The organism is Xanthomonas boreopolis, from assembly GCF_046529185.1.
GTDB classification, from domain to species: domain Bacteria; phylum Pseudomonadota; class Gammaproteobacteria; order Xanthomonadales; family Xanthomonadaceae; genus Pseudomonas_S; species Pseudomonas_S boreopolis.
In genome coordinates this window covers 3,734,775-3,752,901 of sequence record NZ_CP097162.1, presented here as the reverse complement: position 1 = coordinate 3,752,901, position 18,127 = coordinate 3,734,775, and the positions used below count along the sequence as shown (strand labels likewise).

The 18,127-nt window shown below is 68.6% G+C and carries 9 protein-coding genes; 1 reads left to right on the top strand and 8 read right to left on the bottom strand.

From position 1 onward, the window contains the following. Positions 1-20 precede the first annotated feature (20 nt). The 8 genes from M3M27_RS16890 to M3M27_RS16855 form a co-directional block, all read right to left on the bottom strand. Complete coding sequence (locus tag M3M27_RS16890) at positions 21-2,648, bottom strand: glycoside hydrolase family 3 C-terminal domain-containing protein (RefSeq protein ID WP_434026355.1); 2,628 nt, start codon at positions 2,646-2,648, stop codon at positions 21-23. Between the two features lie 128 nt (positions 2,649-2,776). Further along, the gene (locus M3M27_RS16885; RefSeq protein ID WP_434026354.1) at positions 2,777-5,500 is read right to left on the bottom strand and encodes a beta-mannosidase; all 2,724 of its coding nucleotides are present in this window, start codon (positions 5,498-5,500) and stop codon (positions 2,777-2,779) included. A gap of 19 nt (positions 5,501-5,519) precedes the next feature. After that, positions 5,520-7,919, bottom strand: coding sequence for a beta-N-acetylhexosaminidase (locus M3M27_RS16880; protein WP_434026353.1), 2,400 nt, complete (start codon positions 7,917-7,919; stop codon positions 5,520-5,522). A 182-nt stretch (positions 7,920-8,101) separates the two neighbouring features. After that, the gene (locus M3M27_RS16875; protein WP_140724122.1) at positions 8,102-9,154 is read right to left on the bottom strand and encodes a glycosyl hydrolase family 18 protein; all 1,053 of its coding nucleotides are present in this window, start codon (positions 9,152-9,154) and stop codon (positions 8,102-8,104) included. A gap of 10 nt (positions 9,155-9,164) precedes the next feature. After that, entirely contained in the window at positions 9,165-10,844 is a 1,680-nt protein-coding gene (locus tag M3M27_RS16870) for an alpha-L-fucosidase (protein WP_140724119.1), read from the bottom strand. A gap of 106 nt (positions 10,845-10,950) precedes the next feature. Then, entirely contained in the window at positions 10,951-13,626 is a 2,676-nt protein-coding gene (locus tag M3M27_RS16865; protein ID WP_434026352.1) for a TonB-dependent receptor, read from the bottom strand. Between the two features lie 227 nt (positions 13,627-13,853). Next, positions 13,854-16,487, bottom strand: a complete 2,634-nt coding sequence (locus tag M3M27_RS16860; protein WP_434026351.1) for a TonB-dependent receptor — start codon at positions 16,485-16,487, stop codon at positions 13,854-13,856. A 64-nt stretch (positions 16,488-16,551) separates the two neighbouring features. Next, positions 16,552-17,610, bottom strand: coding sequence for a glucokinase family protein (locus tag M3M27_RS16855; RefSeq protein ID WP_140724108.1), 1,059 nt, complete (start codon positions 17,608-17,610; stop codon positions 16,552-16,554). Positions 17,611-17,716: 106 nt separating this feature from the next. Here M3M27_RS16855 and M3M27_RS16850 point away from each other — a divergent pair, with 106 nt between their 5' ends. After that, on the top strand, positions 17,717-17,968 hold the full coding sequence (locus tag M3M27_RS16850; protein ID WP_434026350.1) for a hypothetical protein: 252 nt from the start codon (positions 17,717-17,719) through the stop codon (positions 17,966-17,968). Positions 17,969-18,127 lie beyond the last annotated feature (159 nt).

Genomic DNA, 18,127 nt, shown 5'->3' with positions numbered 1-18,127 from the left:
CCGGGTCCCGGGCCCCGGCTTCACTTCGGCAGCGGCGCGCGGCCCTCGATCGAGAACGTGGCCGCCGCGCCCGCCGCGCCGGTGCCGGGCTGGCCGCCGCCGACGAACACGCGGTAGTCGCCGGGCTCGACCGCGCGGGTACCGGCGCGGTCGACGTCGCTGAGCCGGCGTGGGTCGAGCGCGAACGTCAGTTCGCGCGATTCGCCGGGCTGCAGGGTCACGCGCCGGAAGCCGACCAGGGCGCGCAGCGGCGACTGCGGGCGCCTGGGATACTCGAGGTACACCTGCACCACTTCGTCGCCGGCGCGCGTGCCGGTATTGCGCACGCGGGTGGAGACGGTCAGCGTGTCGCCGGCCTTCAGCGTGGAGGCGGACAGGCGCGGCGCGTCGTAGCCGAACCGGGTGTAGCTCAGGCCGTAGCCGAACGGATACAGCGGCGTGCCGGTGAAGTAGCGGTAGGTGCGGCCCTTCATGTCGTAGCTGACGTAGGGCGGCAGGTCCTTGGTCGAGCGGTAGAAGGTCACCGGCAGGCGCCCGCCCGGATTGACGTCGCCGGCCAATGCCTGCGCGATCGCGGTGCCGCCGGACTGGCCCGGATACCATGCGGCGAGGATCGCGTCGGCATGTTGCTGGGCCCAGTTCAGCGCCACCGCGCTGCCGCTCATCAGCACCACCACGAGCGGCTTGCCGGCGGCCTTGGCGCGCGCGAGCAGGGCTTCCTGCGCGGCCGGCAGCCCGATCGCGTTGCGGTCGCCGCCGTCGAAGCCGGGCACGTCGACCTTCAGTTCCTCGCCTTCCACGTCGGGCGAGAGGCCGACGAAGGCGACCACCGCATCGGCTTGCGCCACCGCGCGCTCGGCCTCGGCCAGTTGCGCCTCGGCGGGCGCGAGCCATTCCAGGCGCAGGCCCTGGTCCTGGCCGCGGTGCTCGATCTCCAGGCGGATGCGGCGCGGGCGCGCGTCGTCGAAATGCAGCGTGGCCTCGACGTTGCGGCCGTCGGCATTGTGCACGCCGGCGGCGATGCGCCTGTCCTCGGCGTTGCCGGCGATCACCAACGCATCGTCGACGTACAGGCGCACCGGATCGTGGCCGGCGCAATCGAAGCAGCGCGCCACGCGCACCGCCAGCGTGTAGTCGCCCGGGCCGGGCGGCAGCAGCTCGCCGGTCCAGCGCACCGAATAGCGGTCCGCCGGCACGCCCTCGGCCGGTGCGACGCGGTCCCAGTTGAAGCCGACCACGCGGTCCTGCCGCACCGTGCGCGGCGTGCCGGCCAGGTCCAGGTTGTCGAAGTACTCGCCCTTCAGGCCCGGCTTGCCGTCGCTGCGCAGCGCGGTTTCCGGGATCGTGCCGGGCACGCCGGCCGCGAGCGGCGCGCCCTGCGCGTAGCGCACCTTGTCGGCGCCGAAGCGCGCGCGCAGGCCGAGCAGCGGCGTCACCGGCTCGCGCGAAGTGCCCTGGTAGTTGGCTTCGAGCGCCGCCAGCGCATCGGCGTTCGGACCGAGCACGGCGAGGGTGGTGCCCGGCTTCAGCGGCAGCGTGCCGGCGTCGTTCTTCAGCAGCACCAGCGACTGCACCGCGGCCTGCAGGGCGAGCCGGCGATGCGCGGGGCTGTCGATGTCCTTCGTGCCGAGGCGGGCATATGGATCGCGCCCGGGCGCATCCAGCTCGCCGAGCCGGTAGCGCGCGGCGAACAGGCGCACCAGCGACCGGTCGAGCAGTGCCTCCTCGACCTCGCCGCGCTCGATCGCCTTGCCGAGTTCGCGATAGGCGTAGCCGCAGTTGAGGTCGTGGCCGGCCTTGAGCGCCGCGGCCGAGGAGCCGGCGTTGTCGGGGCGGAAGTAGTGGAACTGGGTCATGTCGTCGACCGCGTCGCAGTCGGACACGACGAAGCCCTTGAAGCCCCAGTCGCCGCGCAGCCGTCCATCGAGCAGCGATCCGGACGCGCACGCCGGCGTGCCGTGCAGCGAGTTGTAGGCGCACATCACCGAGCCGGCCTGGCCCTCGACCAGCGCGGCGCGGAACGCCGGCGTGTAGGTCGCCTCCAGGTCGTGCGGCGAGACGTCCACGTCGAAGCCGTGGCGGCCGGGTTCCGGGCCGCTGTGCACGGCCAGGTGCTTGGGCGTGGCGATCGTGCGCGGGTGGCGCGGGTCGTCGCCCTGCAGGCCGCGGATGAAGCCGATGGCGAGCTGGCCGGTGAGGTAGGGATCCTCGCCGTAGGTCTCCATGCCGCGGCCCCAGCGCGGGTCGCGGAAGATGTTGATGTTGGGCGACCAGAGGGTCAGGCCGGCGTAGCGCGGGTGGTCCTTGCCGGGGCCGCCGGCGAGGTTGAACTTGGCGCGCGCCTCGGTCGAGGTCGCGGTGCCGACCTGCTGCAGCAGGTCGGCGTTCCAGGTGGCCGCCAGGCCGATCGCCTGCGGGAACACGGTGGCGTAGCCGTTGCGGGCGATGCCGTGCAGGCCTTCGCTCCACCACTCGTAGGCGGGAATGCCCAGGCGCGGGATCGCCGGGGCGTCGTTCATCGCCTGGGCGATCTTTTCCTCGCGGGTCATCCTGGCGACCAGCGCGGCGGCCTTGTCCTCGGCCTCGTCGGCGTGTGCGAGGCCAGGCAGGGTGCACAGGGTGAGGGTTGCGGCGAGCAGGGCCCTCATCCGCCCTCCGGGCGCCTTCTCCCGCCCGCGGGAGAAGGAAGCGGCCCGGCATCCATCACGGCACGCGCGCTCGTCCCTTCTCCCGCTTGCGGGAGAAGGTGCCCCGAAGGGGCGGATGAGGGCGCCTTTCACTGCACAGCCTCCGCCGGCGCGCCCGCGAGCGTCGAGGCCAGGTCGCGGACCTGCAATGCCGCTTGCAGCTTTTCCAGCGCGGCGGCGCTGCGCACGTGCAGCGTCATCGGCTCGCCGGGCAGCAGGTCGAAGGCGTTGTCGGACAGTCGCGCGTCGTTGTCGCCGAACGACAGCCAGACCTCGCGCGCCAGCACCGGGCTGGTCAGCGTCAGCGCGTAGCCGTCGCCGTCGGCCTTCCACTCGCTGCGCACCTGCGCCTGCGGCAGCGCCAGCCGCTTGGCCGCGTCGAAGAACACGGCCTGACGCGACAGCACGCGCTCGCCGTCGAGCAGCTCGAACACCGCGAACGTGCGCTTCGGATCGGCGCCCCGCAGCAGTTCCGCGTCGGCGTACTGCGCCACCCGCGTGCTGCTCAGCGGCGCCAGCCGCGCCGGCTGGGTGCGGGCGGACAGCACCTTGCCGTCGAAGTCCATCACCCGCATGCGCCACCGCGCCGCCAGCGGCGCGGTGCGGTCGGAGACCAGCGAGACCGTGGTGGTGCCGTCCTTGCGCAGCGCGGCGATCAGTTCAGGCGCGTAGAAGCGGCGCGCGTGGAAGTGCAGCGCCTTCCAGCGGCCGTAGTAGTCCACGCTCGACCAGGACGCGACCGGCCACACGTCGTTGAGCTGCCAGTACAGCGAGCCCATCGACTGCGGGCGCGAGGCGCGCAGGTGCTCGGCGGCGATGGCGATGCCTTCGGCCTGCATCAGCTGGCTCAGGTAGACGAAGCTCTCGAAATCCTTCGGCTCGCCGAACTCGCGGCGGATGTACAGCAGCAGGCGCTGGTTGCCGTTGCCCTTGTCGAACTTCTGGTGCGCGCGCATCACCGGCGATTCCGGCTGCAGGTCGCCGTCCTGGGCGAAGGCTCGGATCGTGCGCATGTCCGGGAACGACTGCAGGCCGTACTCGGACATGAAGCGCGGGGTGACGTTCATGTACTCGGTCACTGGCAGCGCGGGGCCGCCCCAGACCTTCCAGTAGTGCATGTCGCCGTCGTCGGTCTGGTCGGCCGGACCGTCGAAATCGGTGCCGGGCGAGGTCGCCCAATAGGGCGTGCCGGGCGAATACCGGGTGACCGCTTCGCGCAACACCGTGCCGAACAGCGTGGTCATGCCCATCTCGATGCGGCTGCGTTCCTCCGGGTCGAGCGACCGCTTGAACTCGACGCTGCCGCCCCAGTTCTCCCAGCCGGTCTGCACCTCGTTGTTGCCGCACCAGAGCACGATGCTGGGATGGCCGCGCAGGCGCTTGACCTGCTCGATCGCCTCCTGGCGGGTGTTCTCGCGGAACGCCACGTCATGCGGCGGCACCGCGCCGCCGAACATGAAGTCCTGCCAGATCATGATGCCGAGTTCGTCGGCGATCTCGTAGAAGCGATCGTCCTGGTAGTGCCCGCCGCCCCACATGCGCAGCATGTTCATGTTGGCGTCGCGCGCGTCCTGTAGCGTGCGCCGCATCGTGGCCTCGGTGACCCGGCTCGGGAAGCTGTCGAGCGGGATCAGGTTGGCGCCCTTGGCGAACACCGGAATGCCGTTGATCACGAACTCCATGCTCTTGCCCCACGCGTCCTTCTGCCGGCGCAGCTCGACGGTGCGCAGGCCGACGACGCGGCGGAACTCCTGGGTGTCGCCGTTGGTGTCGCGCACCCTGGCGACGAAGGTGTAGCGGTCCTGCGCGCCGTAGCCGGCCGGGTACCAGCGCTTCGGGTATGGGATGCGTACCGGCAGGTCGATCCGGTTGTCGCCCGGATCGACCGGGCGCTGCTCGACGGCGTGGACGACGGTGGCGCCGTCCGGGCCCAGCACGTCGAGGGTGATTTCCACCGCGCCGGCGACGCTGCTGGCGATCTGCAACTGCGCGCCGAGCTGGGCGACGCGCTCATCCAGGCGCTTCTGCTCGATGTAAAGGTCCTCCACCCGCACGGCATCCCAGGCGTTGAGCTGCACGTCCTTCCAGATGCCGGCGTTGATGATGCGCGGGCCCCAGTCCCAGCCGAACTGGTACGGTGCCTTGCGCACGTAGATCGAGCTGTTGCGGCCCACCGGTTCGTCGCCGAACATCGAGTCGTAGGTGCCGGGCAGCCCGTAGGGCTGCTTGGCCAGCCACGGGCGGATCGCCTCGACCGGCGAACGGAAGGTGATCTCCAGCTGGTTGCGGCCGCGCTTGAGCAGCGGCTTCACGTCGGCGCTCCAGCGCCGGAACATGTTGTCGGCCTCGAGCAAGGGCTTGCCGTTGAGCTTGACCTCGGCCAGCGTGTCCAGGCCCTGGAACACCAGTTCGACGTGCTGGCGCGCCAGCAGCGCGGCGTCGGCCTCGAATTCGCCCCGGTACTGCCAGTCGCTCAGGCCCACCCACTGGATCTGCGCCTCGTTGTCGCGCAGGAACGGATCGGGCACCAGGCCGGCGGCTATGAGATCGCTCTGCACCGCGCCCGGCACCTTGGCTGGCAGCCACTGCGCCGCCTTCGGATACTGCCTGGCCTGCGCCTGGCCCGGCGCGAGCCGGACCTGCCAGCCGCTGTCCAGCACTTGCGTGGACGGCGGCGCGGCGGAGGCCGGCAGGGCAAGCGCCAGCCCGACCAGGAGCGCCAGCGTGCCCGAAGGGGAGCCCCCGGCGCCGTTGCGGACAGGTGCGGTCGCATGCACGGCGGTGCAGGAACGATGGCGTTGGGATACGGGCATAGGGGTTCTCCTCGTGTCGTCAGCGCTTGGCGGGCGGCGCCTGCGCGGCTTGCTCGATCAGGTGGACGCCGCCGATCGCGTACAGCGGACCGGAGATCGGCGCGGTGAAGCGCAGGCACAGGTCGTGCATGCCGCTGCGCGGCGGCAGCGGCGCTTCCAGCACGAACTGCTCGCCGAGCGCGTCGCCGGCGGGCAGGGGGACCGACGCCAGCCGTTCGCCGTCGCAGCCCTGCAGCACTTCCAGTTCGCCCTGCGGCGTGCTGGCCGGGTACTGGTGCACTTTCGACTGGTCGTGCGCCAGGCCGAAGTTGCGCGCCAGCCGCGCCGCATCGACGCGCACGGCGGCGATCCCGTCCAGGCGCGCCTGCGGGTACACCCAGCAGGCGTAGAACAGGTCGACGTTGTAGACCGGCGTATCGGCGCCGGGCATGTCCGGCAACAACGGCAGGCGCAGGCCGAGCTCGCCCTGGTCGTGGCAGTTGCGCAGGCCCTGCGTGTCGAGGCTGAGCAGCGACGGGCGGTCGAAGGTGCGACTGCGGGCGGCCGCCAGCGGGCGGCCGTCCTCGGTGAACACCGCGGCCTTGACCGTGGCCGGCAGCGTCACCGCGAACGGTGCGCCGTAGCGTGAGGACTGCAGGGTCGGTTCGCTGCCGTCGGTGGTGTAGCGGATCTGCCCGAAGCCGGCCTGGTTGCCGAGCTTGACCTTGGCCGGCGCGCCGGCCAGCACCGGGTTGGGACCGCCGTCGAGCGCGATGTCGGCGGCGAAGGCGCCGTCGCTGTAATCGATGCCGAGCGCGCGATAGCGTTGCAGCTGCGCCGGCAGGCGTCCCAGGAAACCCGCCCAGCCGCGCGCTGCCGCCGGCGACCACGCGACCTCGGCCACCGCGTCGAGGCGCGGGAACAACGCATGGTCCACGTGCCAGGCCGAGGGGGTGTACTCGGTCCACAGCGCGCCTTGCACGCCCAGCACGTGCCTGGACTGCTCGGCGGTCAGCCCGGCCGGCACCGGGTCGAACTCGTAGACGCGCGACAGCGGCAGCGGGCCGATGTGGCCGTTGGGTTCGTCGCTGCGCGTGGTCTGCAGGTAGTTGAGGTACATCCAGCCGGCGGGCGCCAGCACCACGTCGTGGCCGAGCTTGGCGGCCGCGACGGCGCCGTCCACGCCGCGCCAGGACATCACCGTGGCGCTGGCGGGCAGGCCGCCCTCGAGGATCTCGTCCCAGCCGATGAGGCGGCGTCCGTGCGCGGTGAGGTATTGCGCGAGCTGTTCGTTGAACCAGCCCTGCATCGCGTGCGCGTCCTTGACGCCGAGCTTGCGCATCTGCGCGCGGACCGCCGGGGAAGCCTCCCACTGGTCCTTGATGGCCTCGTCCCCGCCGATGTGGATGTAGGGCGAGGGGAACAGTTCGAGCAGTTCGTCGAGCACGCCGAAGATGAAATCCAGGCTGCGCTTGTCGGTGCCGAACAGGTAGGGATTCACGCCCCAGTCCACCGACACCGCCGGCCGCTCGCCGGTGACGCCGACCTCTTCCGGATACGCGGCCACGGCGGCCTGGGCATGGCCGGGCATGTCGATCTCGGGAAGGATGGCGATGTGGCGCTCGGCGGCGTAGGCGACCAGTTCGCGGATCTGGTCCTGCGTGTAGAAGCCGCCGTAGCGCTGCGGCGTGCCGTGGCGGCCCGCGCCGGGCGGCGTGCGCCACGCGCCGACCTCGGTGAGCTTGGGATAGCGCTTGATCTCGATGCGCCAGCCCTGGTCGTCGGTGAGGTGCAGGTGCAGCACGTTGAGCTTGTGCTGGGCCATCGCGTCGATCACGTGCTTGACCGTGGCCACGTCGTGGAAGTGGCGGGCGACGTCGAGGTGCTGGCCGCGCCAGCCGAAGCGCGGCCAGTCGCGGATCGTCGCGGCCGGCACCGTCACCTCGCCCTTGCGCGCGTCCGGGGTCATCAGCTGCCAGGCGCTGATCGCGCCGTAGAACAGGCCGGCGGCATCGCGCGCGGCGATGCGCATGCCCTGCTGGTCCACGTCGAGCGCGTAGCCTTCCTTCTGCTCCACCGGCGCCTGCGGATCGAGCTGCAGGCGGATGCTGCCGGGCGTCGCGGTGGCTTCGGTCTTCACCGCCAGGTCCAGCCCGCGCGTGCGCTGCAGCAGGCCGGCGAGGTAGCGGGCGCTGCGCAGCGCCGCATCGTCGCCGGCGGCCACCGAGATCGGCGTGCGCGGGCCGATGTCCAGCCTGCCGTTGTGGCGCTGGCTCTCCGCCGGGGCGGGGATCAGCGGCAGCGGCGGCGGCACGTGCGGGCCGGACTCCGCGTTGGGGAACGGTGGCGGATTGCCGGTATGGCGCTCGTCGCCGCAGCCGCCGAGCAGCACGGCGGCCAGCACGGCAAGCCCGAAGGCACGCAGGCGATGTGCGGTCATCGCGCGGGATGCAGAACGTGAGTTCATGGAGTGTCCCCGGTGGTTCGCGTGGCGCCCGATCGGGATCGGAGCGCGGACGTCATGCGGTGAAGTGATGGAGAGTACGTCGTGGAGCGGTCTGGTTCGAGTTGCAGGGCATCATGCCGGCAAGCCCCTCTCCCGCGGGGAGAGGGGCTTCTTCCTCAACGCTCGGCCAGCGGCAGTTCGTCCCAAACCTTCGGGTCCTCGGCGCCCAGCACCCAGCAGCTGAAGCCCTGCAGCCCGTATTGCTTCACCAGGTCGTAGCGGGCGCGGAAGCTGCGCGCATCCGGGCGGAACACCCACTCGCGCATGTCGTCGCGGTAGAAGTAGAACCACGATTCCTGTTCCACCGGATCCCACTGCACGGTGGCGTTCTGCTCGATCGCCAGCGGGAACGACTCGTCGGCGTCGATGTAGGTGGCGGAGATGTTGGAGGCCTCGGTGCCGTCCTCCCTGACCGGGTCGCCGGTGTACCAGCGATAGCCGTAGGTGGCGATGCCCAGCGACAGCTTCTCCTTCGGTACCTGGGTCAACGCGTACTCCAGGTGCTTCTTCATCCACGGCATGCCGTCGACCGGGCCGGGCGTGGTCCAGCGGGTGTGCTGGTCGTAGGTCATCAGGCTGATCAGGTCGGCGGCCTGGCCGAGCGCCTTCAGGTCGTACGGGCCGCGCCAGTATTCCCACATCCACTTTGCGAAACGGCCGCCCTCCGGATAGCCCGGCGCGTTCGGCACCACCGCCACCGACAGCGTCATGCCGGCCTTGTGCAGCGCCTCGGCGGTCTGCTTGACCATCAGGGTATAGGCGTCGCGATCGGTCCACGCGATGCTTTCGAAATCGAACTGGAAGCCCTTGTAGCCGCGCTGCCTGCCCTCGCGGACCAGGTACTCGTTCATCCGCTTCTTGGCCGTCTCGTCGTGCAGCAGCTTGTGGAAGCCCTCGCGGCCGGCGGTCATCGACAGGATCGGCGTGACCGGCAGCTTCTTCGCGCGCGCGATGCCGTAGACGTAGTCGTTCGGGCCGCCGTTGACCAGGCCGTTGGCGTCCACGCCGTACCAGGTCGGCACCAGCACGTCGATCTTGTCGACGTTGGCCAGGAAGGAGTTGGTCGATTTCTGCGTGCCCATCAGATAGAACAGGGCGGTCGGGTTCTTGGCCATGGCCGGTGCGGCCAGGGCCAGCGCCAGCATCAGCGCGGACAGTCGCTTGATCATCGGTATTCCGTCAGCGGGGTGGGATGGGAGAAGAGAGCTCGATCCTGTAGGCCCAGGCGTGTTCGCCGACCGGCTTGGCCGGCAGGCGCAGGTGCAGGCCGTCGTCGCGTTGCTCGAACGGCACCTTGCGGCCGTCGGCCAGCAGCGTGACCGCGCGCACGCCGTCGGCCGGCTTGAGCGAACGGATCACCGCCTTGCCGTCCCGGGGCCAGCCCAGTTCGATCGCGTACAGCGCGCCGTCGCGCACGGTGAAGCGGAAATCCTCCGGCGTGTACGGCTTGGTCTTGGTGTCCTGGAAGCTGCCGCCCGCCACTTCGGTGGGGCCTTCGCCATAGGTGCGCCACGGCCGGCTGTCGTAGATCGCCTCGCCGTTGGTCTTAAGCCATTTGCCGATGGCCAGCAGGATGTCGCGCTCGGTGTCCGGGATGCTGCCGTCGGCGCGCGGGCCGATGTTGAGCAACAGGTTGCCGTTCTTGGACACCACGTCGGCCAGCAGGTGGATGATGAACGTCGGCGACTTGTAGGTGTCGTTCTCGACGAAGCTCCACGAGGCGTCGCTGACCGAGGTGTCGGTCTGCCAGTGGGTCGGGTGGATGCCGGTGAGCTGGCCGCGCTCGATGTCCAGCGTGCCGGCGCCTTCCGCGAACGCGCCGAGCTTGTAGTTCACCACCACGCCGCCCTTGGCGGCGCCGCGGTTGTAGTAATAGGACAGCAGCGTCGGCAGCGTGCTGCGGAAGGTCGGGTGGGCGATCCACCAGTCGAAATAGACCAGGTCCGGGTCGTAGCGGTCGATCAGCTCGGTGGTGCGTGCCAGCCAGTCGTCCAGCCAGGCCTGCGAGACCGGCGTCCAGTCGTTGGCGACGTCGCCGTCGTCCTTGCCGCGCAGCCGGACCTGGGCCGGGCCGTACAGGTCCGCGTAGCGCGGGTCGTTGACGTCGGAATCGATCGCGCGGCCGCCGTCGAAGAACCAGTTGTGCTCGGCGCGATGCGAGGACAGGCCGAAGTGCAGGCCTTCGGCGCGGATCGCCTTGGACAGCTCGCCGAGCAGGTCGCGCTTCGGGCCCATCTTGGCCGCGGTCCAGTCGGAGAGGCGCGAGTCGTACAGCGCGAACCCGTCGTGGTGCTCGGCCACCGGCACCACGTAGCGCGCGCCGGCCTCGCGGAACAGCTTCGCCCAGGCCGCCGGGTCGAACTTCGGCGCGGTGAACAGCGGCACCAGGTCCTTGTAGCCGAACGTCGCCTGCGGGCCGTAGGTGGCGATGTGGTGCTCGTATTCCTTCGAGCCCTTCTGGTACATGTTCCTGGAATACCACTCGTTGCCGAACGCCGGCACCGAGAACACGCCCCAGTGGATGAAGATGCCGAACTTGGCGTTGTCGTACCAGCCCGGCGACCGGTATTGCTTGAGCGAGGTCCAGTCGGGACGGAACGGCCCCTTGCGCGCGCCTTCGCCGGCCTCGCGCACCAGGCGCTCGCGTTCGGGCGCGTACTTGGCGGTGGCCTGCAGCCACTGCGCGTCGATCTGTTCGGGCGAAAGCGTGGCCGCGGTCGCCGCGGTGGGCGGATCGGCCGCGATCGCGGGGGATGCGGGGAGTGCGAGCAGCATGGCAAGGGCGTACGCCAGGGCCCTGCGTGCGGTTCCGGAGGCGCGGAGGGGTGCGTCTGCGGCGGGGCAGGGATCGATCGTCATGGGAACTGCACTCCTTGTCGTTGAAGTGCCGGCCGGGATGCCGGCCGGTACCGGGGATAAAAAAGGCGCGCCACCGAAGGGAGGGAGGTGGCGCGCCAGAACCCTATCAGAACTTGAAGTTCAGCTGGGCCTGATAACCCCGGCCATTCTTGTACATGCCGATCGGCGCGTACTTGACCTCGTTGTACCAGTAGTAGGTCGAGTCGAGCAGGTTGGTCGCGCTCAGGCTCAGGCTGACCCAGTCGTTGAACTCGTACGACGCGGTCAGGTCGAGCTGCTTGTAGGAATCGGTGAAGATGTTCGATTCCAGGCGGCCGATCTGGGTGAAGTACTTCGAACGGTAGCTGTAGTTGACGCGCACCATCCACGGGCCGTGCTCCCAGTACGGGATCACGTTGTAGGTGTTCCTGGACAGGTACGGCAGGTTCAGGCCGTCGTCCGAGCTGGACTCGGCGTAGGTGTAGTTCGCCGCCAGGCCGAAGCCCAGGCCGAACGCCTGCTGGTAGTTCAGCGAAGCGCCGGTGACCTTGGCGCCGGAGGCGTTCTCGGGGCGGGTCACCGTGTACTGCCCGTTGACGATGCCGTTGGTCGGGTCGCTCAGCGTCTCGGTCGTGGTGGTGGTCACGATGTACGAGCTGATATCGCGGTAGAACACCTCGGCCGACAGCATGCTGGACGGCGCGAAGTACCACTCGGCGGCCAGGTCGTAGTTGGTGGATTCGTACGGCTTCAGGTCCGGATTGCCGCCGCTCGCGGTCAGGTCGCCGCTGGTGCTGTTCAAGTTGAACGAGCCGGCCAGGTCGCCGTAGCGCGGACGCGCGATCACGCGTGCAGCCGAGAAGCGGACCACCTTGTCGTCGTCCAGGTCATAGGCGATGTTGAAGCTCGGCAACGGCTTCTCGTACTTCTTGGACACTTCCACCGGCGAGTAGGTCGTGCCGCCGTCGTTGGTCTGCCAATAGGACGACTTGTCCTTGGTGCTCACGTAGCGGACGCCGAAGTTGCCGCGCCACTTGCCGGACTCGAAGTTCAACTGCGCGTACAGGTTGTTGGTGATCTCCTTGACGTCGAACTCCTGGCCGTACTTCTCCTCGAACTCGCCCTGCGGCAGCGACCTGAGGTAGGACAGGATCGAGTTGAGGTTGGCGGTCGGCCAGTTGACCAGGTCGCCGCTGGCGCCCAGGCCGTCGTACAGGCCGCCCGGCGTGGTGCCCGGGCTGAACGAGGTCAGCAGGATGTCCTGGTCGGCAAACAGCGCGTTGCCGCGCGACTTCTGGCCGTTCTCGTGGTTGATGTACTTGTAGCCCACCTGCAGCTTGTTGAGCGGACCCCAGTCGAGATCGCGCGCCGCATCGAACTGGAAGTACTTCTCCTGGTCCTTGGTGGTGGTGTACTCGATGCCGCCGGCCTGCTGGCCGCTGGCCAGGCCCCAGTTCGACGCGCTGTTGTCGTCGTAGTCGACCGAGGTGTGGCTGCCGTCGTAGGCGAAGTCGTAGCCGCCGTTCTGCAGCAGGAACTTCATCAGGTACTCGGGGTCCTTGCCGCCGGTGGCCTTGGTCGCGCCGACCTGCGAGGTGAATACCCACTTGTCGCCGTACCAGTCGTGGCGCAGGTTGAGGCTCTTGGTGGTCACCTCGCTCATGCGGTAGTTGGCGTCGAGCTGGGCGTAGGGCTGGGCCAGGTCGCCATCGGACACCTTGGCCGAGGTGATGTAGCCGTTCTGCACGTTGGCCTGGGTGATCAGCCGCATGTTGCTGATGTTGACCGGATTCCCGTTCTCGTCGACGGAGCCGTCGGCCGCCGGCGAACTGCAGTTAGGGCAGACGTAGCGCGATTCGCTGAAGTTGTTGTACTTGCCCTTGATGTAGATGCCGGTGAGGTTGAACTCGTTCTGCTCGTTCGGCTTCCACTGCAGCGCGCCCTGCAGGCCGTTGCGCTCGCGGGTCTGCTGGAAGTAGGCGCTGTTGATGCCGGCCGGCACCTTGGCCGTGGCCACGTCGCCGCCGTCGCCGGTGATGGTGGCGCCGGAGGGGATGTTGGCGCCGGTGGTGTAGCCGAAGAACTCGATGCCCGCGCGCGCGATGTCCTGCTTGTCGTGGGTCGCGGAGATCAAGGCGCCGAAGGTCTCGTCGTCGTTCTTCCAGCTCCACAGCGCCGAGCCGCGCGGGTTGCCTTCCTCGGAGCGGTCGTTGTAGTTGTAGCCGATCGAGCCGCGGATGGTGTTCTTGGGCAGGTCGAGCGGCTTGCGGGTGTGCACGATCACGGTGCCGCCGATCGAGCCTTCGTCGATGCGCGCTTCCGGCGTCTTGTACACCTCCATCAGGCCGATGATCTCCGGCGAGAGCAGGGTGTAGTTGAAGGTGCGGCCGCTGGTATCGGTCGGGTTGCCGCCCCAGTCGCCGGAGGCGATGGTCTGGCCGTTGAGCAGCACGCGGTTCAACGCGGGGTCGGTGCCGTTGATGCTGACCTTCTCGCCCTCGCCGAACTGGCGGTCCACGCTGATGCCGGGCAGGTGCGACAGCGACTCGGCCGCGTTCGTGTCGGGGAACTTGCCGATGTCCTCGGCGCTGATCGCGTCGACGATGGAGTTGGCGGCGCGCTTGACCGACTGGCTCTTCTCCAGCGACGCGCGGTATCCGGTGACGGTGACGGTATCCAGCTCCTGGACTTGCGCGGAAGCGCTTCCTTGCGTCTGTGCCGCTGCCTGGTGCGCCCAGATGCACAGCACCGCGGCCATGCTGGCGGAGAGGGTGCTGATCCTGTTGGTGGTGTGGCGGGTCATGTGACGTCTCGATGGAATGGCAGGTGACGTGGGTGGCAATCGCGTACTGCCTGGAAGGGAAAGGCCGCCCCCGGGAGGGGCGGACTCGGGCGGTTTAAAACGATCTAAAAATTGCGGGACATGCAGGGACGGTAGGAACGGGCTTTTTGCGGTGGAGCGGGTGGCGCGGGTTGGAGCGGAAGAACGACGTCCGCCGGCCCCCCGGGCCGGCGGACGGGTGGAACGCCTCAGAACTTGAAGTGCAGGGTGGCCATGTAGCGGCGGCCGGTCTTGTACTTGCCCGCCAGGTGCTGCTCGTCGCCCAGGTACTGGAAGTACTCCTCGTCCAGCAGGTTCTGCGCGTCGATCTGCAGCGACCAGTTGTCGTTGAACTTGTAGCCGATGCTGGCGCCCAGCTCGGCGTAGTCGTCCACGCTGGCGGGCGCGGCGCCGGCCACGTAGCCGCCGGCGAGGTAGCTGTCGCGCCAGTTGTAGGTGATCCGGGCGTTGATCGGGCCCTTCTCGTAGTACGGGCTGAACGCGATGCTGTTGCGCGACTGGTACGGCAGCGGGTCGCCGGTGTTGTTCTCGCCGTTGGCGTAGGTGTAGTTGGCGGTCAGGCCGAAGCCGCTGTCGCCGAACGGCTGCTGGAAGGCGATGTTGAAGCCCTTGACCTTGCCGCTGCCGGCGTTGCGCGGGCGCTGGATGCTGTAGTCGCAGTAGCCGTCGGCGCTGCAGCCGTTGCTGCCGACCATCTGCGCCCAGGTCTGCGGCGACGTGTCGCGGATGGAGTTGTACCAACGCTCGATCGTGGCGGAGGAGTCGATGTAGTTGTCGATCTTCTTGTAGAACACCGACCACGCCACCACCGCGCTGGTGTCGAAGTAGTACTCGGCCGACAGGTTGAAGTTCCACGACTCGTAGGGCGAGAGCTCGGCGTTGCCGCCGCTGCCGGTCAGCGTGGTGTCGTTGAGGAAGGTGTTGTTGACCATCTGGTTGTACGGCGCCCAGGCGATCACCTTGGCCGCCGCGAAGCGGAACACCCAGTCGTTGCCGGTATCCAGCACCAAGTTCAGCGACGGCAGGAAGAAGTCCTCCTTCTTGCTGCGGGTCTGCCACTTGCTGTCGAGGTCGTCCAGGGTGGGCTGGCCGCTGTAGACGAAGCCGCTGCCCTCGGTCTTGGAATCCACGTAGCGCACGCCGATGTTGCCGCGCAGTGCGCCGGTGGAGAAGTTCAGCTGCGCATAGGCCGCGTTGTTGGTCTGCTCCAGCGCCCAGGTATTGTTGAGGTAGCTGGCCGGATCGGGATTGCCGTAGTCCATCGGACTGTTGCGGATCCAGTCCAGCACGTTGCCCCGTCCGACCTGGATGTGGCGGCCCTGGTCCGGATAGAAGCCCTGGATGTCGGTCAGGCCGACCGTGCCTACGTCGGCCAGCGTGCCCGGGGTGACGCCGCCGTAGACGTTGAGCGCGAAGTTCTCCTTGTGCTTGCCCTGGCGCACGCCGAACAGCAGTTGGTTGAACACGCTGTCGAACTGGACGTTGAAGTCCAGTTGGCCATAGGTGTCCTTGCTCTCGGTGGAGAAGATGCCGTTGTTGCCGAACCAGCCGCCCGCCGAACCCCAGTTGGCCGGATCGCGCGCCGCGGCCGGATCGTCGAAGCGTATGCCGCGATCCATGTCCCAGCTGAAGCCGCCGTTGTAGAACGGCTCGATGAAGTACTGCGCCAGGTTCTTGTTGTCCGACTTGCTCTGCCCGACCTGGCCGCTCATGCCCCAGCCTTCGCCACGGAACGAGCCGCGCAGGTCGATGCCCTTGGTCGTCACCTCGGACTTGCGCACGTTGTTGTCGTAGATCACCGTGCCGCCGGCGGGATTGGCGTTGGCGTCCGAATGACCGCTGGTGACGACGCCGTTGCGGACGCCGCCCAGTTGGTCGACCGCCGCCACGGTATCCGCGGTCCAGGTCAGGAAGCTGTACAGCGACTGGTTGTAGTTGTCGAAGTTCTCCTTGATGTACAGCCCCTGCAGGTTGAACTCCAGCGTGTCGGTCGGCTTGAACTGCAGGTTGACCACGGCGCTGTCGCGCTCGCGGTCCTGCTGGAACCAGGCGGCGTTGATCGAGTTGGGCACGTCCGCGTCGGCCGGCACGCCGCCGGCGGCGTTGGCGAACTGCGAGGCCTTGGCGTAGCCGAACACCTCGATGCCCTGGCGGTCCACGCGTTCCTCGTAGTGCTGCGCCGAGACGGTCACGCCGAAGGTCTCGGCCGGGTTCTTCCAGCTGTACAGCAGCGCGGCGTTGGGCTTGCCCTTGCTGGCCTGGTCGCTGTAGCTGTAGCCGACCGAGGCGGCCACCTCGTTGGCCTTCAGGTCCAGCGGCTGGCGCGAGTGCATCAGCACCGTGCCGCCCAGGCTGCCCTCGGTCAGGCGCGCCTCGGAGGACTTGACGATCTCGGCGCGGCCGAGGATCTGCGGCGCCAGCAGCGTGTAGTCGAAGCCGCGGTTGGGCTGCTCGCCGTACAGCCAGATCGCCTGCGCGACCGGGTGCCCGTCCAGGAACGACAGGTTCAGGCTCGGGTCGGTGCCGTCGATGCTGACGCGCTCGCCCTGGCCGAAGCGGCGGTCCAGGGTGACGCCGGGGATCTGCGAGAACGCCTCGGCGACGTTGGTGCTCGGGAACTTGCCGATGTCCTCGGCGGTGATCGCCTCGGAAATGGTGACGTTGTTGCGCTTGGTATCCAGCGACTTCTCGAGGCTGGCGCGGATGCCGGTGACCTGGATGGTGTCCAGCTCGGTCGGCTGTGGCGATGTTTCCTGCGCGTGCGCGGCGAAGGCCAGGCAGGCCAGGATGGAAACGGATAGGGCGGACTTGCGGTGCGACATGATGTCTCTCCTCATCACATGGTTTTGCTGTCCGACGTCGACGACGACGCGTGGGGACCCGCCTTCAGAGTGCGGGGCGACCGGGTGCGCCGGGGGTGTGGTTCAGGTCCAGGTACCAATTGGCCGCGCCGATCACGCCCAATTGCCCGTGCTCGACCAGCTTCACGGGAATGCGTTGGAGCGCCTCGCGCATCGGTCCCTTGTTGAGGAAACGCGCGACGAAGCTGCTGTCGATCAGGAACTGGCGGATGTGGGGGAGAATGCCGCCCGCCAGGTAGATGCCTCCCTGCGCTCCGTAGAGCAGGGCCATGTCGCCCACGATGCTGCCGAGCAGGCCGCAGAACACCTCCAGGCCCTCCACGGCCAGCGCGTCCTCGCCGGCCAGCGCCGCGGCGGTGATCGCGTTGGGACTGTCCAGGCGCGGCGTGGCGCCGCGCACCGCGCACAGCGCGTTGTAGAGGTTGAGCAGGCCGGGCCCGGACAGCGCGTGCTCGACCGGCACGTGGCTGCGCGTCTTGAGCATCTCGCGCAGCAGCTGCGCTTCCAGTTCGGTCGTGGCCGCCAGGGCGGCGTGGCCGGCTTCGGTCGCCAGCACGACCGGGCGGCCGCCGTTGGGAATCCAGACCGCCGCGCCCAGGCCGGTGCCCGGGCCGAGCACCAGCACCGGCGCCCGCGGTACCCGTTCCGGCCCGGTGAGCTGGGCGACGGCGTTGGCGTCCATGTAGGCCGCGGCATGGGCGACGGCCTCGAAGTCGTTGACCAGGTGCACCGCGGCCAGCCCGAGCTCGTCGCGGATCGCGCGCGGCGATACCGGCCAGGGCAGGTTGGCGGTGATCACGGTGCCGTCCTCGAGCGGGAAACCGGCGCTGGCGATCGCCACCTCGGCCACCGCCGGGCGGCCGCGCAGGAAGTCGCCCAGGATCGCGGCCAGGCTGGGATAGTCGGCGCAGCGGTACTTGCGGTAGTCCAGGATCTGGATCGGGTGCTCGGCATCGTGGCAGGCCTGCACCCGCCCCACGCGCACGTGGGTACCGCCGACGTCCGCGGCCAGAAAGCAAACGCGCTCCGCCGTCGCCGGCGCCTGTTCCTGCTCGCGTTCTGGGACCGCTTCGTACGTCCTCATGAGGCTCCCGGCCGTTGTGCGCTGTGGATTGCCGGGGCATGCCCGAGCTTTGCCGGATTCTTAGAATGTCGTGACAACGATGTCAACAGTTGGTAATGAAATTCGTATGGAAGTCCTGCTACCCACTTATAAAGAGTGGGACGCTGCAAAAGCCGCTTTTTTTTCAGGCGATTGCGGCGATGCAGCACGTTTTTGCGCATTGGTCCTATGCGCGGAATTGGTCCATAAGACGTTGGCTGACAACGATGCGCAGGATCGCGCGGCGAAATCGCTCCGTTTCGCGCGCAAGGCATTGAAACAAAGAGGATTTATCGAGGACGCGCGCAGTTGTCCTGGACAAGGTACGGAAGAGCGTTGACATGACGTTTTTAATACCATGACAATCGATTCGCCCTCGATTGGTACGCGTCCGTCGGGGTGATGGACCAGGGGAGCCGTTCCGGCAGGCAATGCGCCGGCGGCTGGGGAAATGTCGGTCGGGTGCGCATGCAGGGCGGGTTTGCCGCCATGCCGATGG